At 54.6% G+C, this 22,995-nt stretch carries 22 protein-coding genes; 4 read left to right on the top strand and 18 right to left on the bottom strand.

All coding sequences use genetic code 11. From position 1 onward, the window contains the following. Positions 1-120 precede the first annotated feature (120 nt). The 3 genes from ABTV22_RS22875 to ilvC all read right to left on the bottom strand — a co-directional run bounded on the left by ABTV22_RS22875 (position 121) and on the right by ilvC (position 3,861). Positions 121-1,107: a PDR/VanB family oxidoreductase gene (locus ABTV22_RS22875; RefSeq protein WP_433736718.1), complete on the bottom strand. Its 987-nt coding sequence runs from the start codon at positions 1,105-1,107 to the stop codon at positions 121-123. 71 nt (positions 1,108-1,178) lie between these two features. Beyond that, the gene (locus tag ABTV22_RS22870) at positions 1,179-2,723 is read right to left on the bottom strand and encodes a Rieske 2Fe-2S domain-containing protein (RefSeq protein WP_433736717.1); all 1,545 of its coding nucleotides are present in this window, start codon (positions 2,721-2,723) and stop codon (positions 1,179-1,181) included. Between the two features lie 121 nt (positions 2,724-2,844). Beyond that, the gene (gene ilvC, locus ABTV22_RS22865; protein ID WP_433736716.1) at positions 2,845-3,861 is read right to left on the bottom strand and encodes a ketol-acid reductoisomerase; all 1,017 of its coding nucleotides are present in this window, start codon (positions 3,859-3,861) and stop codon (positions 2,845-2,847) included. A gap of 129 nt (positions 3,862-3,990) precedes the next feature. Between ilvC and ABTV22_RS22860 the strand changes: the two genes are divergently transcribed. Together ABTV22_RS22860 and ABTV22_RS22855 are read left to right on the top strand one after the other, a co-directional pair. Continuing rightward, positions 3,991-4,719: a GntR family transcriptional regulator gene (locus ABTV22_RS22860; protein ID WP_433736715.1), complete on the top strand. Its 729-nt coding sequence runs from the start codon at positions 3,991-3,993 to the stop codon at positions 4,717-4,719. Between the two features lie 175 nt (positions 4,720-4,894). Beyond that, entirely contained in the window at positions 4,895-5,824 is a 930-nt protein-coding gene (locus tag ABTV22_RS22855) for an AEC family transporter (protein WP_433736714.1), read from the top strand. Positions 5,825-6,034: 210 nt separating this feature from the next. Here ABTV22_RS22855 and ABTV22_RS22850 read toward each other — a convergent pair whose 3' ends face one another. The 7 genes from ABTV22_RS22850 to ABTV22_RS22820 all read right to left on the bottom strand — a co-directional run bounded on the left by ABTV22_RS22850 (position 6,035) and on the right by ABTV22_RS22820 (position 11,635). Then, positions 6,035-7,153: an alkene reductase gene (locus tag ABTV22_RS22850; RefSeq protein ID WP_433736713.1), complete on the bottom strand. Its 1,119-nt coding sequence runs from the start codon at positions 7,151-7,153 to the stop codon at positions 6,035-6,037. Between the two features lie 41 nt (positions 7,154-7,194). After that, positions 7,195-7,749, bottom strand: coding sequence for an OsmC family protein (locus tag ABTV22_RS22845; RefSeq protein ID WP_433736712.1), 555 nt, complete (start codon positions 7,747-7,749; stop codon positions 7,195-7,197). Between the two features lie 67 nt (positions 7,750-7,816). Continuing rightward, positions 7,817-8,482, bottom strand: coding sequence for a DsbA family oxidoreductase (locus ABTV22_RS22840; protein ID WP_433736711.1), 666 nt, complete (start codon positions 8,480-8,482; stop codon positions 7,817-7,819). Between the two features lie 47 nt (positions 8,483-8,529). Next, complete coding sequence (locus tag ABTV22_RS22835; RefSeq protein WP_433741483.1) at positions 8,530-8,871, bottom strand: carboxymuconolactone decarboxylase family protein; 342 nt, start codon at positions 8,869-8,871, stop codon at positions 8,530-8,532. A 93-nt stretch (positions 8,872-8,964) separates the two neighbouring features. Then, on the bottom strand, positions 8,965-9,525 hold the full coding sequence (locus ABTV22_RS22830) for a TetR/AcrR family transcriptional regulator (RefSeq protein WP_433736710.1): 561 nt from the start codon (positions 9,523-9,525) through the stop codon (positions 8,965-8,967). Between the two features lie 61 nt (positions 9,526-9,586). After that, the gene (locus ABTV22_RS22825; RefSeq protein ID WP_433736709.1) at positions 9,587-10,372 is read right to left on the bottom strand and encodes an SDR family NAD(P)-dependent oxidoreductase; all 786 of its coding nucleotides are present in this window, start codon (positions 10,370-10,372) and stop codon (positions 9,587-9,589) included. A 381-nt stretch (positions 10,373-10,753) separates the two neighbouring features. Then, positions 10,754-11,635 (bottom strand): LysR substrate-binding domain-containing protein, encoded by an 882-nt coding sequence (locus tag ABTV22_RS22820; protein ID WP_433736708.1) that lies wholly within the window; start codon positions 11,633-11,635, stop codon positions 10,754-10,756. Between the two features lie 132 nt (positions 11,636-11,767). On the opposite strand from ABTV22_RS22820, the gene ABTV22_RS22815 reads away from it, so the two are divergent. After that, complete coding sequence (locus ABTV22_RS22815; RefSeq protein WP_433736707.1) at positions 11,768-12,460, top strand: aspartate/glutamate racemase family protein; 693 nt, start codon at positions 11,768-11,770, stop codon at positions 12,458-12,460. A gap of 169 nt (positions 12,461-12,629) precedes the next feature. Here the strand turns inward: ABTV22_RS22815 and ABTV22_RS22810 are convergent, their stop codons facing one another. The 4 genes from ABTV22_RS22810 to ABTV22_RS22795 form a co-directional block, all read right to left on the bottom strand. Next, complete coding sequence (locus ABTV22_RS22810; protein ID WP_433736706.1) at positions 12,630-13,910, bottom strand: OprD family porin; 1,281 nt, start codon at positions 13,908-13,910, stop codon at positions 12,630-12,632. A 502-nt stretch (positions 13,911-14,412) separates the two neighbouring features. Further along, a complete protein-coding gene (locus ABTV22_RS22805) occupies positions 14,413-15,339 on the bottom strand; it encodes an SMP-30/gluconolactonase/LRE family protein (RefSeq protein WP_433736705.1) in 927 nt (308 codons plus the stop codon). Between the two features lie 139 nt (positions 15,340-15,478). Continuing rightward, entirely contained in the window at positions 15,479-15,817 is a 339-nt protein-coding gene (locus ABTV22_RS22800) for an AtuA-related protein (protein WP_433736704.1), read from the bottom strand. Between the two features lies 1 nt (position 15,818). Further along, on the bottom strand, positions 15,819-17,174 hold the full coding sequence (locus ABTV22_RS22795) for an acyclic terpene utilization AtuA family protein (RefSeq protein ID WP_433736703.1): 1,356 nt from the start codon (positions 17,172-17,174) through the stop codon (positions 15,819-15,821). Positions 17,175-17,683: 509 nt separating this feature from the next. Between ABTV22_RS22795 and ABTV22_RS22790 the strand changes: the two genes are divergently transcribed. Further along, a complete protein-coding gene (locus tag ABTV22_RS22790) occupies positions 17,684-18,397 on the top strand; it encodes a GntR family transcriptional regulator (protein ID WP_433736702.1) in 714 nt (237 codons plus the stop codon). 79 nt (positions 18,398-18,476) lie between these two features. On the opposite strand, the gene ABTV22_RS22785 is transcribed toward ABTV22_RS22790, so the two are convergent. The 4 genes from ABTV22_RS22785 to ABTV22_RS22770 form a co-directional block, all read right to left on the bottom strand. Further along, the gene (locus ABTV22_RS22785; RefSeq protein ID WP_433736701.1) at positions 18,477-18,914 is read right to left on the bottom strand and encodes a GlcG/HbpS family heme-binding protein; all 438 of its coding nucleotides are present in this window, start codon (positions 18,912-18,914) and stop codon (positions 18,477-18,479) included. Between the two features lie 19 nt (positions 18,915-18,933). Then, positions 18,934-20,301, bottom strand: a complete 1,368-nt coding sequence (locus ABTV22_RS22780) for an MFS transporter (RefSeq protein ID WP_433736700.1) — start codon at positions 20,299-20,301, stop codon at positions 18,934-18,936. Positions 20,302-20,465: 164 nt separating this feature from the next. Beyond that, positions 20,466-22,088 (bottom strand): GMC family oxidoreductase, encoded by a 1,623-nt coding sequence (locus ABTV22_RS22775; RefSeq protein ID WP_433736699.1) that lies wholly within the window; start codon positions 22,086-22,088, stop codon positions 20,466-20,468. 85 nt (positions 22,089-22,173) lie between these two features. Further along, positions 22,174-22,923, bottom strand: a complete 750-nt coding sequence (locus ABTV22_RS22770) for an SDR family NAD(P)-dependent oxidoreductase (protein ID WP_433736698.1) — start codon at positions 22,921-22,923, stop codon at positions 22,174-22,176. Positions 22,924-22,995: the final 72 nt, after the last annotated feature.

The following is a 22,995-nucleotide window of genomic DNA, read 5'->3' as shown; positions in this document are numbered from 1 at the left end:
ACGCTGGATACGCATACCGGCTTGTATGCACCAATACTGATTCGCAGAGGATGTGGGTACGGTGGGCAGGGGAGGAAATAACGGGGTGGCCAAGCATTTGCCGGCCACCACTATTGTCATTCAGAGATCGAGCAGCAGCGTACCGCTCGTTGCACGAGATACACAGCAGGTAAGAAAATCGGGTCTCTCGCTGTCATCGAGTATGAAATCCTGATGATCTACTACACCCGCCAGGTAGCGCACCTTGCATGTCCCGCACAATCCAGACTGGCAGGACGTTTCCACGAGATACCCGGCATTGTTCAGAGCCTCTGCCAGGCTCTCACTCGGCCCTACTTCCAGTTTCTCACCGGTGCTAGCGATCTCGGCAATGAACCCCCCGACAATCGAACACTCTTCAGTTTCCTTCTTGACCGGTGCCTTGAAATGCTCGAAGTGCACCGATCCGCTCGGCCAATGCTCTGAAGCCTCTTTGCATGCCTGCATGAAGCCCCCAGGCCCGCAGTAGTAAAGGTCGCATGCACCTTCCGGGTTTTTCAGGATCGAAGGGATGTCCAGCTTATTGCTGGGATCGCCACCATCGAAATGAAAACTGACGCGGCCAGATTTCGCTAACCCTTCGAGCTCCGCTTGAAACGCTGCGTATTCCGGCCCTTTGGCGCAGTAGTACATCTGGTATTCAATGTTTTGTGCTTCAAGTTGATGCGCCATCGACTTCATCGGCGTCACCCCGATGCCGCCAGCGAGAAGCACGACTTTGGCTGATCCTGGGTGTAACTCGAAATTATTCCTGGGTACGCTGACACGAACCCGGTCACCAACCTTGATGGTTTCATGGACAGCCGCAGATCCACCGCGACCGTTTGGATCCTTCAACACCGCGATCATGTAGCGATGTCTCTCTGATGGAGAATTGCACAGCGAATACTGACGAATAACGCCACTGCCGACGTGAACATCGATGTGCGCGCCGGCAGTGAATGGAGGCAAATTGGAACCGTCGGGAGAGACGAACTCGTAAGAGTTCACTCCGTTCGCTTCCATCCTGATTTGTTTGACCACCAGCTCCAGATGCGTTGCGGCAGTGTTATCAACTATTGCGTTCATACCTCACCTCGGCATTGCGCTTACGGCTTCCGGGATAAAACCTATCCCGGAAGCCGATGTGGGCTTTCTTGTTATTTTTTGAAGCTTTGCTCGAGTTGCTCAAGCCGCTCTTTGACGAATGTGGCCCGGTCGACACCTTTCAACTGATCGGCTTCGGTAAGAATTGCCACTGTTTCCTTGGCAAGGCGACGGCGGTTGGCAACCTCCTGCTCCACGGTATCGGCGATTGGCATTTCAAAAACGTTGCCGGTGCAATAGCTGTTGGGAGCCCCGTTCATCGAACGCAACCATTCGGCGAAACCGTGCGCGCCCGCTGCCGGATTGGTTCCGCGAATAGCGTCACGGAGCATTTTGCGGAATGCATAAACGCCGGCATCGAACTTGGTGGGGTTTTCCAGTTTGTGTACGGCAATAGGCCGCTGGGAGATGATCGCCTCATAATCACCAGGCGCGTATTGAGCGTCCTTGTAGATCTCACGTTCACGGTGATTCGTCGGGATCGGAGGAAGATCTTCCAGCTTGTACTTGCCGAAGCGCTCAGGCCTGCGCATGGCAACTTGGCCTTCTAGGAAGTCGATGGTCTCGTAACCCACCATGCTCTTGTCACCAATGCCACGCGTATCGATACCTGGCCCCATCACGCGCCAGCCCATCATCTTGCTGTTCTCGTCGTCGACTGGAACAGTCCACCGGACAATATGGAATCGACTAAAGAGTTTTTTCGCCGAACCATCTTCGGAGGTGTACGCATGCAAGCTCAGATTGGGCAGTACCTGATGTTGGATGCGCAGGAACATCTTGTCGTCATTCACACGACGTGCGCCGGCACAGGCCAGGCTTCGGCCTTGGTGCACAGGAATGAATTGCATGTCAGGCGCTACTTCCATGGAGGCTGCGCCGACCTCATCGAAGGTCGTGCCTTGGAAGTTCTTGTTCACTACGTTTTTGGCTGAGTGCAAGGCGGTAGGGTGGAAATTGTCTGCCGCGTTATCTTGAACTTGCATCCAATTGCAATGTTGGAAGTTGCTATACGGAACCAGCTCATCACCTTCGGCGACGGTGAAGTTCTCTTCCCATTCAGGGAACGGCGGCTCCTCATCTGGAGGGCCCATGTAGGCGAACACCAGGCCATGTCGCTCGAACGCTTTGTACGCGCCTTGGCGAATTGAGCAGGCATATTTTTCGGCTTCTTTTTCCTCACCCGCGGGGAAAGGAACGTGTAGGCAGGCGCCGTCGACGTCAAACACCATGCCGTGGTAGCAGCACTTGATACCGCGCTCTTGGATAGCGCCATATTCCAACGACGCTCCACGATGGCAGCAGTGGGCATGCAGAAGACCGATCTGGCCACTGCCATCACGGAACGCGACCAGCTCTTCACCCATGATTTTCAGGAAACGAGGGGTATCTGTCAGCTCTAGCGCCATACAGACCGGGTGCCAGAAGCGGCGCAGGTATTCGCCCATCGGCGTACCGGGGCCGGTTTCGGTTAGTTCGGGATCGTGTCCGGGCACATTATTAGTGTGGTACCCACCATAGGCGATGAGCTTCTTGGCAATGGGTGCACTTGCGCCGGTGGATTGTTTGGCTTCGTGCTGTTCGAATTTCTCGGTCATGACCTTGTCTCCGTTTTGTTTTTGTTTGAGCTCAGGCTACGGAACTCTGTATACAGATGTTTTGAACGCAATGGCGCTAAGCGAACTGCTTTTGAAGGTCGAGTGCTTTCCTCTTAATCAATCAGTTATGAGCTTGATCCACCAAGGCAGACGCTTTGATCCAGGGCATCATTGCTCGCAGTTGTTCACCAACGATTTCGATAGGATGGCGTTTGAGCTGATTTCTGCGTGCCGTCAGCAGCGAGTTTCCGGCCTTGCTCTCAAGAATGAATTGCTTGGCGTATGAGCCGTCCTGGATGAACGCAAGGACGTCGCGCATGGCCTGCTTGGTCTCGGGGGTTACGATCTTCGGCCCAGAGATGTACTCCCCGAATTCCGCGTTGTTGGAAATGCTGTAGTTCATGTTGGAAATGCCGCCTTCATAGAGCAGGTCGACAATCAGCTTCAGCTCATGCAGGCATTCAAAATAGGCGAGCTCAGGTGAATAACCGGCCTCCACCAGCACCTCGAAACCACCCTTGATCAGCTCCACCGCACCGCCACATAGAACCACCTGCTCGCCGAAAAGATCGGTCTCGGTTTCTTCGCGGAAATCGGTTTCGATAATGCCGGCCTTGCCGGAACCGATCGCCGAGGCGTAGGCCAGTGCGAGGTCTTTCGCGAGGCCGGAGACGTTCTGCGAAACCGCGATCAGAGCAGGAACACCACCTCCGGCGGCGTACGTTGAGCGCACGGTGTGACCGGGTGCCTTGGGCGCAACCATGAACACATCCAGATCGCTGCGCGGTGCCACTTGCCCGTAATGAATGTTGAAGCCATGGGCGAAGACCAGTGCTGCACCTTCCCGGATGAAAGGTTGCACTTCCCGGGTGTAGACCTCGGCAATCGACTCGTCCGGGATAAGGATCACCACCAGGTCTGCACCTTGCACGGCCTCTCTGACTTCCATGACCGGCAACCCGGCTTTTTCCGCCTTGTTCCATGTACTGCCGCCAGCCCGCAGCCCGACAACTACGTCGATACCACTGTCACGCAAGTTCAACGCTTGCGCATGCCCCTGCGATCCGTAACCGATGACAGCTACCCGTCGGCTTTCCAGCAGAGCCAGGTCGGTATCTTTGTCATAGAACACTTTCATTGGTAATCCTCTTCTGTCTTCGATATTCTGTCTTCTACATACTGTGTTCTGTATACAGATAACTCATTCTTGGCCTGGCTCACAAGAATGTCAATACACCCGTTGGAATCATTTTGGAGAACATGGACAATGAGCGTCGCTATCAAGCCACCGAAGGCTCCACTGACCGCTATGACAACGAAGCTGCAGAGAATCCAAGCGCGCCCCGACTATGTAGACGAGGTCTACAAGGCGCTGCTCGACGCAATCAGTGATGGAACGATGGCGCCGGGTGTTCGTTTCACGCAGGAAGAGATTGCCGAGCAAATGAACGTTTCACGTTCTCCTGTCTTGCAGGCCATTCGTCTGCTAAAAAAAGACGGACTGGTTCAGGACGCTCCCGGCAAAGGAGTTTTGGTTACGCCGCTGACAGTGGCCTCGATCCGAAACCTCTACCTGATCCGGGGCGCGCTGGACAACTTGGCCGCGAAAATGGCCGCAGAAAATCGCCATCAGATGGACCCGAAAATCATTGAAACGGGTCGTCGCGTATCCCGCGGCAAGGACCTTAAGGCGATGGTCGATGCCGACGTCGCCTTCCACCACGACATCTACGCCGCGTCAGGAAACCCACTGATCGCCGAGAGCGCGCAGGTCTATTGGGTGCACCTGCGTCGCGCGATGGGCACGGTGCTGCAGTCCTCCGCCTCCCAGCGTGAGTCCATCTGGGACGAACATGAAGCCATCGCCAAGGCCATCGCTGAAGGTGATGCGGTGAAAGCCGGAGAGCTGTCGGACCTGCACACCACCAAGGCACGCGAATACCTGGCCTCCCGCCTGGATGAGTACCTGGGACAGGGTGACGCTCATTCCCAGTGAGCTGACGTTGAACGCCCTGATCTAACACCGTCCGACATAACGATTCGGCGCCGATACGGGTACGCCCGCGGCGCCTCGCGGCTTAGCGATTCAACCCCTTCACATGAAGGGCTGGACGCTTTTGCGCGACTCTCCCGTTGAGTTCCAGTCACCACACATGTGAGTTATCCGGCCAATGGCCTCTGTTCTGAACATCATCCTTCCTGTCTTCGCACTTATTCTCAGTGGCTTCGCCTGTCGGCGGCTGGGACTTTTAGGGCCCAATGCGGCCACGGAAATCAACCGCATGGTGGTCTGGTTATGCCTGCCGGCCTTGCTCTTTGAAGCCATGGCCACAGTCGTATGGGAGCAGATCTGGCAGCCCGGATTCATCGCCACTTATGGGCTATCTACGATCGGTTTATTCTGCCTGACACTGGTGTGGCGCTTGCGACGCTCTGGCAATCTAGCCGATGCCAGCGTACTGGGGCTGAGTGCGTCCTATGCAAACGCTGGGTACATGGGTATTCCGCTGTGCCTACTGGTGTTCGGAGAAGCCGGCATGGAACCGGCCCTAATCGCTTGCCTGGTCGTGGTCTGCATCCTGTTTTCAATCTCGGTGGTCTGCATCGAAGTGAGCCTGCAGAATGAGAAGAACCTCTTCAAAGCGGTAGGCAAGGTAGGTTTGGCCCTGGCCAAAAATCCCATCGTGGTTGCACCGATACTGGGTGCGCTCTGGACGGCGACTGCGCAGCCATTGCCTACCGCTCTGCATCAGTTGCTCAAAATGCTGTCCGCCGCTACGGGGCCGTGTGCACTGGTTTCACTTGGACTGTTCCTCGCTCATCGACATAAGGGCAAAAAGGAGCGAGGCATGGGGCTGGTGCTCATCAAGCTGATTGCCCATCCACTGATAACCTGGGTGCTGGCGTTTTACGTATTCCGCTTGCCATTGATGTGGGCACAAGCCGCTCTTCTCCTGAGCGCCCTGCCTACCGGTACGGGGCCATTCATGCTTGCTGAGTTTTATCGCCGCGACGGTTCGTTGGTGTCCAGCACAATTTTGATATCGACCCTCGGTTCGCTAATCACCTTGTCGGCGTGCCTGTACTTCATTGGGAGCTAGGTTTTTTATAGGAGACCTAGAGAAATCCGGCGAGCCTACTGATCAGATACAGCTCGGTGAGCCATAGCTACCTTACTGAGCATATTCACTTCCCGAGAGGTTATCTGATAGCGCCTACGCCGAATTGCCCCAGGTGCCGAGATGTCGGTGACCCAGCCTGTTCCTAGCAAACCATCGCCTTTGCTGGATTTGCTTAGATTTGGAGGCAGGTCAGTCTCCCGATGTTTCTGACGTGAGGAAGTACGTCTTGTAGTCGGTATATCCCTTCGCTCCAATCACACCATAGAACGTGGAGTGATCGCTTGGTGCGAGTGGCCAACCGTTTTGCATCCGCTCGACCAAGTCCGGGTTGGCGATGTACGAGGTGCCGAAGGCGATTAGGTCATGATTGCCATTCTGCAGCTCGGCTTCTGCCAGCTGTGCGTTGAATCCACCGGCGCCGATGATTGTGCCTTTGTAAAGTGAGCGGAAGTGCTTGTAGAAGCCTTTCGGGAACGGCACTGCATCCAGCGTTGGTTGGTAGTTCAAGTGGACGAAAGCCAGTTCACGCTCGTTCAGCTCCGAGGCGATACTCTTCCAGGTAGCCTCTTCCTCTGGGTATGGACGCAGATCGTACAGACGTCCAAACGGTGAGATCCGTACACCTACGCGGAAACCGCCAATGGCATCTGCGATAGCATCGACAGTCTCCAGCAGGAATCGCTGACGGTTCTCGATTGACCCACCGTATTTATCGTTACGTGTGTTGATCTGGCTGCTCAGGAACTGGTCGAACAGGAAAGCGTTAGCGGCCATCAGCTCGACGCCATCGAATCCAGCTTCCACCGCGCGTAACGCCGAAGCAACGAAGTCCTCGGTGACACGGTGAATCTCGTCGATGCTCAATGCACGCGGGACGCTGGGGGCAACAGGACCAGCAACGCCAGGTGCGGTCCACGCGTAAACCGTAGTACCTACAGCCGGTTCGGCACTCGCCGAGACCGGTGCCACGTTGCCAGGCTGCAGCGACACGTGGGACATTCGACCAACATGCCACAGCTGGGCAAAGATCTTGCCGCCTTTGGCGTGCACGGCATCAGTCACTTCGCGCCAGGCGCGAGTCTGTTCATCGGTGTAAATTCCAGGGGTGTACAAGTAACCACGGCCTTCGTCAGAAATCGGCAGGCCCTCCGTGATGATCAGGCCGGCTGAGGCCCGCTGCGCGTAGTACAGCGCAGTCAGTTCTGTCGGGACGTTGTCTTCCGTCCGGGTCCGGGTCATTGGGGCCATGACTACCCGGTTAGCCAGTTCCAGGCTGTCCAGATTGTATGGAGAAAACAGCTTTTTCATGTGCAACCTCTACGAGCGAATAACTGATTCAAACGGCTTGCTTAGCTGGCCACGACTTCGAGTTTCGGCACCATACGGATCGCCTTGGAGAAGTTGGCGAGGTTCACGGAAGTCTTGGTGACGATGCGGTGCAGCTCCTCCACTTTCTCGGAAGGGGCATCGGTGTGGATGCGCACGACGTAGCTCATTTCGTCGAAGCCGGGGTTAACGCTTTCGTCCAGCCCCAAGAAACCGCGCAGATCAAGCTCACCATGGGTCTCGATTTCAAGGTTGTGGATGGTGATGCCCATAGCCGAGGCATTAACGACATAACCCACGGAGAGACATGCGTTTAGAGCGGAAATCAGCAGTTCCTGCGGGTTTGGGGCAGAGTTGGCACCCAGCAGTTCCAGTGGCTCATCAGCCGCGATCTTGATGTCACGTGGGTAGTCGGTACCGCTCAGGTGGAAGCGGTCGACGGTGGCCACGGTGCGGGTTTGATGCTCCCACTTGGTTTTGACCTTAAAGCGTGCGTGACGCTTGGATGGATCTTCAGCGACGCCCTGTGCGAAGGCTTGCAGAGCTGCGATATCAATGCCGTTGAGATGCTTGTCCATAGTCGAATCCTCTTAAAGTCATGAGTAAATAATCAGAAATTCAAGGCGGCCGAGGGCGATAACCCTGTCAGTGCGTGCAGCCGGAAATGGAGCAGCTGGATGCAGCGACGGCTTCTTCATCACTCGAAAGTTCTTCAACTGCTGCGCGGAGCACTTTGGTAAACACTGCGGGATCCTGAGCGCCGGAGATGTGCCGGCTGCCATTGATCACGAACAGTGGTATGCCGGTTCCAAAGATGTTGGCCGCGGCTTCATCACTGCGAATTGCGGCCTCTGTCGAATCGAATCCATGAAGATCAGATGCGCCCACCTCCGTCGCCAGATCTCGCAGGACCCGTTCATTGAAGATGTCCTTACCTTCGGTGGTTCCAGCCAGGTAAAGCCGCTCGATAAAGCGGGCTTGCAGCGTCGGATCAGAGATGGCCTTTGCGTACTGGTGAGCTGCGGAGGTGTCCCCGAAGCGCATGAGGTCAAACCGGTAGTCCAACCCTTCAAGCGAAGCATTTACTTGTACGGCCTTCATGAACACGTCCGCTTGTGCCTTGCTGCCGGTTTTCCGCACCAGTGCCTGGCTAAACGGGATCGGGTTCAAGCCATTGGCCAATCGATAAGCGCGAGGCACGATTTCAACTTCATGCCCAAGTGCATCAATGGCCTTTTCCAGGCGCTTCTTTGCTATCCAGCACCAGGGACAGACAAAGTCTGACCAGATCTCAACCGTAATTTTCTTCATGGAATCTCCTCTCATCTGCCTCTGCTGGATAATCTGCGAAAGCCCCCTCAGCTCTGAGGTTTGCTGTCCATGGCATCCAGGACGTGAGTGCTGTACACCACCGCCGCACCGGCGTTCAGGTTCACTGCCACAGCGAGGGCTTCGGTAACTTCCTCGATGGTGATGCCGAGCTTCTTTGCTTCCGCAGCGTGAAACGCGATGCAGCCGTCGCAGCGAGTGGTGACAGCGACAGCCAGAGCGATCAGCTCACGGGTCTTGGCATCGAGGTGATTGGTTTTGTTGCCAGCGTTACCGAGCATTGCCGCGCCACGCATGGTGTCAGGCGAATGTTTGCCGAACTCTTTCAGGCGAGCACTTACATCGGTGATGGTTTGTTGCCAGTTAGGCATGCTAGACATGATTACCACCCTACTAGTTGATAGGTTTGATTTGCCAAAAAATGGACCGACGCAGGTCGCGTATCGGCCCCTTGTATGCAGTGATCAGTACTCTGCAATCATCCGAATTACAGCCATATTCACAGTCTCACTGCTCTTGGTAGCCCAGTTGATGAAGCTTGACCCTTCAAGAATGCTGAGCAACAGGTGAGACTTCTCTCTGGATCCGCGCCCTTGGGCTAACTCTCCAGCAGCAATGCCTTCGTCTATCACTCTGGCCAACCAAGACAACTGCACGTCGAAGAATCGCTGTGTCAGACGTTGAAGCCCATCGGGCAATGCAGCCATTTCTGCGGCCAGCGCACCACACAACGGCAACAGACCACCTTCAGTACTGGAGTAGAAGAGCACATAGAATGCGTTGAGCCTTTCAATTGCACCTTTCTGATTGATCTCGATACGCTCGAACTCAGCCTGCACTCGCGAGACGTACTCTTCGACGATCGCGATCCCCAGGTCTTCCTTTGTCGGGAAGTGGTAGTGAATGCTCGCCTTGCGAATACCGACAGCATCTGCGAGATCGGCGTAGCTGAAAGCCGCATAGCCTCTCGTGCGCATGAATCCTTCAGCGGCTTGAATTAACGCATCCCGTGTTGCCAGTGTCATACATTCTCCTACCTTCATCGCTCGACCAGAAAAGAGCGATTCCGGCCATTACGCAGCGAGTTTACTTCCCTTGCTTTCGGGCAGCCATGACTCCACCGTCCACATCCCAGACTGCACCCGTCACCCAGGACGTCTTATCGGAGAGCAGGAACACGATGGACTCAGCCACATCACGCGGCGTGCCGTTGCGACCCAGTGGGTGGAAGTTGTGGAAATCATTCAGCGCACCAGCCAGCTGATCGCCGGGGATGAAACGCTCGAAGATTTTGGTTTCGACAATGCCTGGGCTGACCGAGTTGACTCGAATACCATGCTGGGCCAACTCACCTGCTGCGTGAGTGGTCAGGGCATCCAGACCCATCTTGGCCATGGAATAGGCCGAAGCCGGAACACCTTCAACAGCCTGGCGGGCTGCTACAGCGGTGACATTTACGATCGAACCAGGTTTACCTTGAGCGACCAACTGCGCCGCCACCTGACGCGTCAGGAAGAAGACGGCACGGTTCAGGTTGAGGAAGTTGTCGTAATCCTCAAGCGAGTGCTCGATAAATGCCTTTGGATAGTAGATGCCCGCAGAGTTGACCATCAGATCAATGTCCCCGTGGCTTGCGGCCAGCTTTTCGATCAGCGCCTGGACGCTGGCAAAATCAGTCAGATCTACCGCGTAGGCAGCGACTTTGTCTTCTCCCGCAACGGCAGCGAGTTGTTGGCGTGCAGCTTCGGCTTTTTCCGGGCGGTTGCCCACAATCACCACCGTACCGCCTTGTTCGGCGACCATTTGTGCGGTTTCGAGACCGATACCACTCGTACCACCTACTACCAAAAGCTTGCGACCTTTGAACTGCATAATGATGTCCTCTGTTTGTTTACCTACCAACTAGTAGGTAGATTATGCTTCGGACCAAAAGGTGTCAAGCTACCGCCTATCGCTGCAGGTAAAGGGGCGAGCTCTATAGACCTAAGGTGGGCTAACACCCGTTTTTTTACTGAGATGACGAAGTGGTTGGTTGAGTTCTATCGCTGGAAGGCAGGACTGCCCCGTACCGTCCTGATGTCCACTCTGGGTTCCTTGTCGAACCTAACCGGTCTGATGATCTGGATGAGCGCTAGGGCTGCAGGCGCTTGAGGTGCACGGCTGAAGGTTGAGCGGGGATGAGCGGAGCAGAGTATGAGGCTTTGCGGGTCTGGTTGATGATCCATCCTTTGACCCGCTCAAGCGGATCCAGCCTCAAACAAGTGGTGAACCTCGATGCCTATCTATTTCATCTCGCATCGATTGGAGCATGCTCGAAGCGTGGCCTGAGCGCCAAATCAGGTGAGTCTTTACACGAGCCACCTTTGGCGGGAGGGGAAGCGCTCTGACCAAGGCTTCTATCTGTACCGCCTTTAATACAGAAAGCGGCATGATCGCTACTCCTGTGCCGGCTGCGACACAAGCAGCAATGGCATGATATGACGCCAGCTCCAGGAATTTACACGGGACTATCTCACAGGTTTTCAGCCATTCCTCCAGTATCCGTCGGTAGGAACAGCCGCTGGCAAACGCGATGATAGTCGAGCCTTCGAGATCACGTGCATTAGCGACGGTACTGTTCTTGGCTACGATCAGAGCAAGTTCTTCAACAAAAGCTTCCTCGGCATCAAGGCCTGCAGTGGTGAACGGATCCGATACGAATGCTGCTTCTACATCCCCTCGGTGGACCTGAGCGATCAGCGCATCAGATGAGCCTGAAACCAATTCCAGCTGCACCTCGGGGAAACGTTCGTGATAACTCGACAGCAGCGGAGGAAGCCTCGCCGCGGCAGTGCTTTCCAAGGTACCTATCCGGAGTGTGCCCTGCAAAGTACCGCGTTTGAGGGCTGTTTCAGCCTCTGTAGACAGTCTGAGCAGCTTTTCAGCGTACTGATGAAGAACCTTGCCTTCTTCGGTTGGGATCAGCTTGCCGCCTGTGCGGTGAAAGAGCGCTACGCCTAGCCGCTCCTCTAGATTTTTCACCCGAGTGGTGATGTTGGACTGCACCCGATTCAGCTGGGCCGCCGCGTTAGTGATACCACCGTAGTCCACCACAGCTTTGAAGATCTGCAGGGAGTCCAAGTCCAGATTTCTCAATTCAAGAATCCTGTATGCCGATTATTCATTTTTTGAGAACTTGTTCGCAGCATACACTTCGCCTAGGTCAGGGGCGCAGCACTTGATGCCCCCCGTTCGTCAATGAGTCTGCTTGAGGCTGGAGAAAGTCCTATGCGTAAGATCGGTCTGATTGGTGGCATGAGCTACGAAGGGGCTGCGGTGTACTACCGGGCGTTAAACCAAGGCATCAACAAACGTCTGGGGGGGTTGCACTCTGCTCAAGTGCTGCTGCACTCAGTAGATTTTCAAACCATTGTCGACAAGCAGAAAGCCGGGGAATGGGAGCAGGCTGGACAGCAACTGGCTGACGTGGCCCGAACCTTAGAGAAAGCAGGTGCCGACTGCGTAATGATTTGCGCTGTAACCATGCACCTGGTTGCGGATGCTGTGGCCGCAGCAACGACGCTTCCCTTCATCCACATCGTTGATGTCGTCGCTGCCCGGCTGAAGGCGTCTGGACATCATAAACCGCTGCTCATTGCTACCCGCTACACCATGGAAAACGGCTTTTATCCTGCGCGGATGGCGAAGCATGGAATCGAGGTTTTGGTCCCTGATAGTGATGGCCGAGGTTTTGTTCACGACATCATTTTCAACGAGCTCAGCCTCGGGATTGTTCGGGAGGAGTCGCGAGCAGTGCTTCTCGCACTGATCGAAAAAGCGAAGGGAGAAGGCGCCGATTCCGTCATCTTCGGATGCACCGAAATTTGCCTGATTCTGGAGACAGACAAAGTTCCGCTTCCGGCTTTTGACTCGACTGCCATCCATGTCGAGGCGGGAATCGATTTTGCCTTGGAATCGTGATTTAGCTCGAATGCTCGCGTATCCAAGCAAGCGCTGCGTCCGCCGTGTAGCTGGCCGCGTTGGAAGTAGGCGCCTCGCAGTGCCATGCCGCGATGCGCACGACATAACTAAAAAGCTGCGAGGCTAACCTGTGGTTCCGAGACCGCGTCCAGTGCTGGGCGGGTCAGCCTCAGAAAACTTCTAGAGGGTATTGGGTAACGATTCGAACCTGATTAATGTCACCATCGGCTTGCGCCGAGTTAGCACGGTGAGTGGTCTGCATGACCGTAAACGAGAGGTCCTTCGCGGGTCCGCTTTGCACCACATATTTCACTTGGATGTCGCGCTCCCAGTGCTTGCCCCCATCTCCCAACGCCGCGTAGTAAGCGTAAGCCCCGTTGGGGTCGACTTTGGAGTTGTCGATGTTCGAGCCGCGGATATAACGGGTCATGAAGCTCAGTCCAGGTATTCCTACCGAAACAAAGTCAAAGTCGTACCGGGCTTGCCAAGACCGCTCGTTAGGGGAGTTGAAGTCGGTGAGGAAGACAGAGTTCGCCAGGTAGATTGAATCTCCGCCGCCCAGGTAGTCGAATGGCTGATCGCCATCGATGCGTTGGTAGGCGAGCATGAACGCATGCGCTCCAGTCTTGAGTCGGGCGTAGCTGCTCCAGCTGTCCGTATCGATCTTGCCAGCACGGGCGCTACCCTGATCCCGGGTGCGATAGAGGTTGGCACCGAGGTCCAAGGCATTCTGGTCATCAAGCATGAAAGTCTTTGATAGTCTGACGTATGTCTGGTCCCAGACGTCGTCGAACCGCGCATGGTACAAACTAAATAGCCCATTACCTGCAAAGGTGTAGTCGCCGCCAAAGTAGCTTGCGGAGCCATATGTCGTGCCACCGTATTCCGTAGACAGCTCTCCGTCGTGGTCGGTGCTCGCCTTGTTTCGAGTGGAATGCAGGCGACCGCCCTGAAGCGTCAGGCCTTCGATTGACGTGTTTTGAAGAGACGCGCCACGGAAGCTTTGTGGCAGCAGGCGCGAATCACCGTATTGGAAAACTGGGGTGACTGGGAAAAGATCCCCCACTTTGAGTTCTGTATCGAAGGCTCGAAGCTTGAGGGCTCCACCGGCAGCGGAATAGTCATCAGCGGCCTCGTTCTGGCTATTGAGTGGTAGCAGCCCCGTGCCTGAGGTGCCTTTGCCGCTGTCTAGTTTGATGCCGAGCAGTGCATGAGCGTCAACGCCGATGCCGACGGTGCCTTCGGTATACCCGGATTTGAAGAAGCCTTGGAAGCCTTGCGCCCATTCTTCGCGATAGCTTTGCTGACGGCCGTTAAACAAACCGTCGTCACGGCTGCGATAATCTCGATTGAAATAGTAATTACGGTTGATTATCTCGAGGGAGCTTCCCTCAACAAAACCCTCTTCCGGCTTAGTTTCAGTAGCCGCCAGAAGTGGAAAACTGATCATGAACAATGCGGTGCAAAGTCCGCGCTGAGTGTAAGAATGGGGCACGGTGATAGACCTCTGATTGTTTATTTTATTAGAGGGAACGGGAGTGTTATTTAAGTGCGTACTACGCTTGGCCTTGAAATAAGGCGGTATACCGCCACCAGGGGCAGAATTGATCCGCGCTAACCTTCAATCTTTTTTACGAGAAAACAACGGCAGCCTGCTGTAGTCCATATCGGCCTTAATCGCGATTGAAGTAGTAATTGCGGTTGATTGTTATGAGAGAGCTTCCTTCAATCAAAACCTGTTCAGGCTTTGCTTCAGTGGCCATCAAAAGAGGGGGGCTAATTATGAGCAATGCAGCGCAAAGTCCGCTTTGAGTGTAAGCATGGGACACAGTGATAGACCTCTGATTGTTAATTTTATTTAGAGGAGTGGCGGTTTTATGTAAGTGCTTACTGCGTTTTTACTTCAAGTAAGGTGGTATGCCGCCGTTAGGGGCGGCAATTATTCGCGCTCTTCAACTCCCTTTATGAGAAAATAAAGGTAACCCGCTGTAGCCCATATCGGCCTTGAGAATGCGCCCAGTCTCACTTTCAGTGATGTAGAGCGTGTTGCGGTCGCCGTCTCGCACACCGAATGCGCAATTGGTCGTCATGAGCCCAGCGCAGGACTGGATGCGGTGTATCGGTTGTCCAAGCCTGTCGAAGACCCAGACCACTCCAAGACCGGCATGACAAACATAGAGATTACCTTCGGCATCTACGGCGATACCGTCTGGTCCAGCCAGGCCGCCCGAAAGTTGGACAAAGATGCCCACCTTATTGATAGAGCCGTCGGGCAACACCGGCACTCGCCAGATGGCGTTTCCTCGTGTAGCGGCAACATAAAGAATGCGTTCGTCCGGACTGAAGGCTAATCCGTTGGGACTTGGTACGGTACCGAGCATGCGGGTCAGGTCATGCCCTTTGTTCATGTACACACGTCCCGTTGGATCGTGGAGTCCGGTAAGGCCTTGATCGGTGAACCAAAGTGAGCCGTCGGAGTGGAAAGTCAGGTCATTGCAGCCTTTGAAGCCTTCGCCATGTGCTCTTTGGAGGTGAGGGCGCACATGCCCCGATGAAGGGTCGAGGATCATGATCCCCTGACGATAGTCAGCGATGTAGATGGACCCGTCGGCATGTATGGCAAGGCCGTTCGGCTCGCCGTCGTACTCCGCCACTAACTCTATGGCCCCTTCTGGAGAGGCGCGGAAAATTTGTCCGTATGGAATGTTTACGAAGTAGAGGTTGCCCTGGGTGTCGAAGGCCGGGCCTTCAATGAAATTGGGCGTCGGAGTGCCATGGCGCATCACCCTTACCCATTCAGACGAACGCTCTTCCGTGCGATAGCGGCTGGGGAGTTCGGCGAAAACCGTCGTCTCGATTACAGGGGGGGCAGCGAACATAGAATGGTCTCCGATATTAAAATTCTTGTGCGGTGATACGAAACGATGACGAATGCTGCAGCAAATTGGGCTTACAACCTAGCAACCAGACTTCTTGGTGACGACCCAGACCGCACGCTGCGGGCTGGGTCATGTGGCGTTACGCAGGAATAGTCACTTGCCCTTCAAGGATCAGCGACTGCATGGCCTTCCCATGTCCGTCCACGCGCAATGACACTGCTATGCCGCCGCCAAGCGCTCCATGCATTACAAAATTCAGCGCTCGGGTACCAGGTAATTCGTAGCGTTGGATCTCACCCGTAACTAGCCCAGCGTAGAGGTCCCGGACCATTTCGATGGTGACTTGCTCGCGAATTACTTCCCAGTGTTCAGGCTCGTAGGGGATAAGCGAGACATTGGCGATGTCGCCTTTGTCTCCTGAGCGGGAAAAAGCAATTTCTCGCAGCGAAACCTTCCGGCTATTTTTGTAGGTCGTCATCTCAGGTCTCCAGGTAGGTGATGCTGGTGCGGATTCGATCGGCTGGCAGGTACACTGGATAAACCCCAAGAACGGGCTCTACCCGGCGCATTACACCGCCCCCACCAGCAGGCCCTTCAAGGAAGAGCCGCTCCACTTCGAGAGAGATGTTTTCGGCGGCCTCACGGGTCTCGCAGCGAGCGGCTACGCGCAGGCGCACGTCAGCCAGCTCGGCAGCATCGATCTGACGGAAGCTCTCGCCAACCATCGTATTAATGCCGTGTTTGTCGGTGCGGAGCTCGTGGACTACGTCACCCATCTGGGCAATACGCTTGTGAATAATCTGTTCAGCCAGTTCCGCTCGTTGCAGGCAACCGGCGGCGGCATACGAAATTTCAGCGACTACCTTGAAGCCCATGTCGACGGCCACCAGCACCTTGGCCATTTCAGGACGTGGGTTGCCTTTTGCGCCCGTGACTTCAACACGATCTGGACCAACCAACTTTGCAGTGACCTCAGTAAAGTCCGCAACGATGTCCAGGTTTGTATAGGCGGCTGGATCGTGCACTTCATACGAGACTTGTGCCGCCACGATGTGCTCATCAACGCGACCGCCGGTGCCCTCAAGCTTTGTCACGATTGCTGATCCGTCGCGGACCTCTGCGTACGGGTAGGGCAGATCGCCAAGGCCATCGACCACCCGATAAGGAGGGTCTGCGAAGTATCCGCCTGTCACATGGGTAGAACACTCCAGGAGATGCCCAACCAAGGTGGCATGCGCCACTCGGTCCCAGTCATCAAGCGACCATCCGAGAGCATGGCAGACAGAACCGACATACAGTGACGGGTCCGCCAGGCGCCCACCAACGACCCAGTTTGCGCCATTTTGTAACGCCTCAAGAACTTCCTTGGAGCCCAGATAGGCGTTGGCAGAACTGACGCGGGATCCAAGCTCGCTAACACGTTGACCCAGTTCTTCGATCATTGGATCGAGTTCACGGATCTGGGTGAGGACGTCATCGCCGGAAATCGCAGCCACCTTCAGCCCGCGGTAGCCCATCGCGGTCAATTTCTCATGGACGATTCGAGCGCCGGCTTCCACGTTCGCGGCGCCAAAGCTACCAACGATGCGCAGGCCCTCCGCTACAAACGGGGCGAATCGCTCAAGGATTTCTTCAAGGCGGCTGTCGTAGCCCAGGGTTGGATCCCCGAGGCGGCGCAGATGTGCCATGGCTAGGGTGCGCTCGGCTAAAGCGTCAAAGCACAGGTAATCAATTTTCCCGCTTCGAGCTAGCTCAAGCGCTGGCTCCAGCCGGTCCATTGCAAAGCCAGAACCGCAGCCAATGCGAGCGACCCCGTCACTAATCTCATTCAGCATGTTCTTTTCCTTATCAATGAAGAGACATGACCAAGGCCGTCGCGATAACGCTCAGCACAGAAGTGCTGATTGCCTTCGGAGGATGCGAAGTGCATGCAATATCGTGCTTTCTCTTGATCGACCTCAGACCTCAAAGCCATGATTGCATGCAATCGCTGGGGTATCAAGCCATTTTATCGGCTTAATAGAGCAATATTGTATGCGATCCTAATGGGTAGGCGACAAACAGCATACAATCGAGCTAATGTATGGCTGCCTTCCTGGGTCTAGATAGCAACTGCTGCCGTCTAGCCTGGTGTTACGCCGAATTGCTGCCGAGTAGGAAGGTGATCTGGCGGAAACCGGCACGGCCAAATCACGTCGCTAGGTGAAATTGCGTCTTGGTGAAAGCGCGGATGTCTGATTTCTGCAGTTTCGGATCGATTGGCTGATACGGTGCACTTTTCACTGCGCAAAGGCAGGTTAGGATCATCAATTTCACGGGGAGCCGACCACGGGGTCGAAAATAAATGACAGAGGAAATCATGATGGAAGCGGGCATGTCGCAGGATCAGTCAGTGATCGCTACCGATCCCAACGTCGGGGCTCAGAACCTTTATGACAGCATTCGCAATTCGATCCTCCGCGAGGAGTTTCCAGCGGGTCATCACCTCGCCGAGGGTAAATTAGCTCGACAGTGGGGTGTCAGCAGAACCCCAGTCCGCGTCGCGCTTGCAAGACTGGAAGGTGATGGTCTAATCAAAACTATCCCTAACCGGGGTGCTTTTGTTACGGGTTGGACAAATGCGGACCTTGAAGAAATCTACGCGATACGCATCCGCTTGGAACCGCTGGCTTGCCGGATGGCGGCTGGTCAGATGTCCACTTCAACCCTCGATCATTTGGACGGCGTTGCAGCGAAAATGATTCGACTTGCCCAAGAGGCGCAGCCGGGGTGGGTGGATGAGTGCACTGCGCTGAATGCGGAGTTGCACGACGCTATTCTGCAGGCGTCAGGTGCCAACCGCCTTATTTCGATAGTCCGTGCCATGACTGAAGTCTTGGTCGTGCGCCGCACAATAAAGCTGTATCCGCGTGAGGCACTGCTGCTTAACTTCAATCAGCACATTCAGATTCTACAGGCCATACGAGAAGGCGATGGCGCATGGGCTGAGGCCTTGATGACCGCCCATATTCTTGGCGGTCGCCATGCCATTTTTAGCGGCAAACAGATTCAGAACTGATCCATCACCATGCCTTGAGGCTAGCTCAGTACCTCTGAGGCATCGCTTGTATTAGCTACAAGCGATGCACAGAGGCATCTCAGGTCCTAGGGTCGTTCCGACTCGTCATTTGGTCCGCGATATAGTCCGCAATCACCGTCGCAATTCGCTCATCCTGGTCGAGTGGCCCGCCGGATACCCCGACTCCGCCCGCTATCTTTCCGCCGACGAATACAGGCATACCGCCTTTGAACATAACCAAAGGCTTGATATGGCTGGTTTCCAGACCGTACAGAGGTTGCCCCGGTACAATCAGTGGCAGCAGAGCATCTGATGCCGATTCGAGCGAAACGGCGGCATAGGCTTTACCGCTGGAAGCCTCGATGCTGACCAGGCGGGCTCCATCCAGTTTGGCAAAAGCCACCATATTCCTCCCCGCATCTAGCACCGTGACGGTATACGGTTCTTCTGCTTCGGGGAGCCATTGAGAATGCGCGTGGCGGATGGCGTCTGCAGCTATCTTGTAGGGTATGTTCATTGAGGATCCTCTTTAGAATTCAAGCCAAATTGCATGCTGCACGGGATACCAGGGCGCGATCATGGCGCTTGAACCAGCCACAGGTTTCTCGCGTAAATAGAGCAGTGATGACGAAGCCCAGCAACATGAGTCCTGACATGAAATAGAGTGCGGTGTGATAACCGGTGATTTGACCGAGTCCACCACCTAGATCAATGATTCCACCAATCACGTAAGGCCCGATTCCTCCGATATAGACTCCCGCGTTTACGATTGAAATGGCAGTCCCTGCCGCTCCCTCTTCGGCGGAGTCGAATGCAATGGCGTAGATGACGGTATAAGGCGCATTCAAAACCAAGCCAGCTACCGCTTGGATAAGGAGCAAGGTGCCTAGGCCAGATGAGGCGAATTGAAAAAGAAGCAACGCACCTGACAACCAGACGAAGATGAGCATCAAGCAGAATTTTCGACCTAGACGATCAGAGAGCCAGCCCCACGCAATTTGGCCAATTCCGCCAGTGATGGTGAACAGCACGCTATAAGCGATAGCGTCCGCAACGCTGTAGTTGGCAACAAAGGTCAGATACTGAGGCAGCCAAAAGCTCAGTCCGAAAAAGCCCACGATCGCAAGCAACGATGCCACGGAGATCGCTAGGATGTTGGGGTTCCGGATTGTATTTTTGAAGCGATTGGGCTGATGAGCATTGTTAACCGTCTCCGGATTCAAGGGAGGCGTTTCGCCTGCGGCCTTGATGTCTGCATGAAGTTTCTCGTATCGCTGCTTAGTACAAAAAATCCAATAAGCACCAAAGGCGACGATTACTGGAATGGGGAAGAGAAGGAAAACCAACCGCCAGTTCTCGTCACCGAATGTAGTAAGCAGCCAACTGATGGCGAGCCCACCTATAAGGGTCCCCCACGGGGAGGCCGTATGGTGGAGCCCTAGCGCGAAGCCGCGTCGCTGCTCTGACCACCATTCTCCGAGTGAGGTGACTTCCACGGATTCGCCCACACCGCCGATCATGTGCGATATGACCTGGAGAATCATGAATGACAACAGCGAAGCGCTCAGGAACGATACGCCACTCAGGAATGTGAACAGCGTGTAACCAATGATGATCGCTAGGTGCCTATATTTTCGTTTCCAACCATGACCGCCCTTATCGGCCCAAACCATACCTGGTATTGCAAGCAGCGCCGTCGAAACAGTAACAATAGTGGTATAAAAGCCGGCATCACTAGCACTTAGACCAAACTCGCGCGTCAACATCGGTAGCACACCGTAAAAAAGCATGCGCGAGTTCATGTCGAGAGCGAAGATAATCCAAAGTAAGATGAGTGCATGCCAAGAACCTCTTGGTGCTGCACCTCGAGCTTTGAGCGTGCTGACTGCAGATAGGCTTGTCATTGGCCTTCTCCTGGTTCATAACTTGGTTTGTTTTTGTTGTAAGTATTTTTGGGCACAGTCAGGCGCTCCTCGCATATAGCGTCAGGGCGATATATTGGGTAATCTGATCTCACATGCCGTATACAAGTGAGATCAGTTAGTCGTTGCGGTTGAAGCCGTCAGAGTTATGCTGCTGATTTATTAAGTTTGTAGTCCTCCTTAATAAGGTCGGCACATTTTTCGCCGATCATAATTGAAGCCGCATTCGTGTTGCCTGAAGTTATATTTGGCATGATCGACGCGTCCGCAACGCGAAGACCCTGAAGCCCGTGGACACGCAGCCTGTTATCGACAACTGCTGCTCTATCGCTTTTAGGTCCCATCCGGCACGTCCCACAGTGGTGATATGCCGATACTGCCGTTTCGCGGATATGCTCCAGAATTTCTTCATCAGTCTGGCAAGTTGCGCCAGGGAAAGTCTCGGCGACAATGAAAGGTCTAATGGCGTCGGTGTCGAACAATCGCCGCATGTATCTGAAGCCTGCGACGGCGGCATCCTGATCGCCTTTGGTCGCCAGATAGTTGACCTTGATCGCAGGCATGGCCAACGGGTCAGCACTTGTGATGTGCACATAACCAGTACTTTCTGGTCGATGCTGGTTAGAGATCGCCTGCACACCAGGGAACTTCTGCAAGCTACCAGTCGAGACATCGTTGGAGAACGCGCCGAAATGGATCTGAATGTCTGGTTGCTCCAGTTCAGGCTTCGTTTTGACGTTTGCGCCGATGGCGAAGGGAGGCCATGCGAACGGTCCGCCATGGTCGATTAGATATCGAACCATTCCGAATGCCTGCTGATGAAGCTTGCCGAGTTGATCATTGAGCGTAATCGGCTTGTTCACACGGTGCATGATCTTCGAGCACATGTGGTCCTGAAGATTCTCGCCAACGCCCGGAAGATCTACCTCGACCTTGATCCCCAGTTTCTGCAGTCGAGCGGCTTCACCGATCCCGGAGAGTTCCAGCAATTGTGGGGATTTAATGGCTCCAGCGCTGAGGATTGTCTCCCGCGCCCGGGCTTCGTGGGAGCTCCCAGCACGTTGGTATCGAACGCCTGTCGCGCGGCCATTTTCGACGATAACGCCGGTTACCACCGCATCCGTAATAATGTGGAGATTGCTTCGGTTTCTGTTCGGATGCAGGTAGGCAGTAGAGGTCGAAACACGTTCTCCGTCGCAGGTGGAAACGTCATAGTATCCAATCCCAAACTGCTGAGCGCCATTGAACCCATCATTGCGCGGTAGCCCGAGTTCCAATCCACCGGAGACTACCGCTTCGTTCAGCTCATTCCGCCATCCATTGGAACGGATTTTCATCGGACCGAAGTGCCCTCGGTATTCCGAGTCGCCCTGATCATATGATTCCAATTTTTTCATGTATGGAAGGAGGTCGGCATATCCCCAGCCAGGATTGCCTGCATCACGCCAATCGTCGAAATCCTGTCGATTTCCGCGGATGAAAACCATGCCGTTGATTGAGCTGCTTCCACCCAGCGTTTTTCCACGCGGCACGAAAGCTTTCCGGCCATTGATCCCTTCTTCTTCTTCTGTTTCGTACATCCAGTTGTACTTCGGATTCTGGAACAACCGAACGAAACCGACAGGCATTTTTAAGAAAATGTTTTTATCTTCGGGGCCTGCTTCCAGAAGAAGGACCTTTGAGTCTGGATTCTCGCTAAGCCTTGCAGCGATGACTGCACCGGCTGAGCCAGCACCTACTACTACAAAATCGTAAATAAGCTTGCTCATGGCAGCCTCTTGATCGTGTCGTCGCAATAATTATTCTTGTCACTAATGCGCAACAGCAGCTTGTTTTTATTGAATCAAGTGTTTCTTAGATCAACCCGCCGTCCACGACGATTGACTGACCCGTGATGTAGCTGGACTCATCCGATGCCATGTGTACGTTGACCTGAGCGATCTCTCTTGGATGAGCTTGTCGCTGAAGCGGTACGCTGACACTTAGCATGGCGTCTCTGGCCGCTTCACCGCCCAGGGTCTCAATTACTGGGCCATTGAATGACGTGTCGGTCCAGCCAGGGCAAACCACGTTCACTCGGATGTTGAAATTGCCAAGCTCCATCGCCAAAGCACGCCCGAAGCTAACGATCGCCCCTTTGGACGCAGAGTAAGCGGTCATTTTCGGCCCGCCACGATGGGCCGCAGTCGACGCGACCAAAACTATGGAACCGGAGCCTGCTTCACGAAGGTGAGGGATTGCATACTTGGCCGTCAAAAACGCGCCGGCAGCATTGACCGCCATGATGCGGTTCCAATCCTCAAGGCTCATCACTTCTGCGCATCCAGACAGCTGCATACCGGCACAGTTGATGACCGCATTGATGCCGCTTGCCTTTGCTGCTTGATCGAAGACGTTGCGGACATCGTCTTCTTTCGAGACGTCGCAAGACACAAATGCAACCCGGCCAGAGAATTCCGCAGCTAAATCAGCGCCTTTGCCAGCATTCAGATCAGCTGCGGTGACATAGGCACCTTCCTCTACGAGCAACCGGACGGTTTCGTAACCAATCCCGGAAGCTCCCCCGAACACAACTACATGTTTACTGCCCAGTCGCTGAGACATTGCAACTCTCCTGTGTATACCATTATCAATGGTAAACCCGATTTACTGGGCTTAATAGCCCGTACATGGTCA

The organism is Pseudomonas putida, assembly GCF_050990305.1.
Lineage (GTDB): Bacteria > Pseudomonadota > Gammaproteobacteria > Pseudomonadales > Pseudomonadaceae > Aquipseudomonas > Aquipseudomonas putida_AH.
The sequence above is the reverse complement of the archived record's forward strand: the minus strand, read 5'-3'. Positions and strand labels throughout refer to the sequence as shown.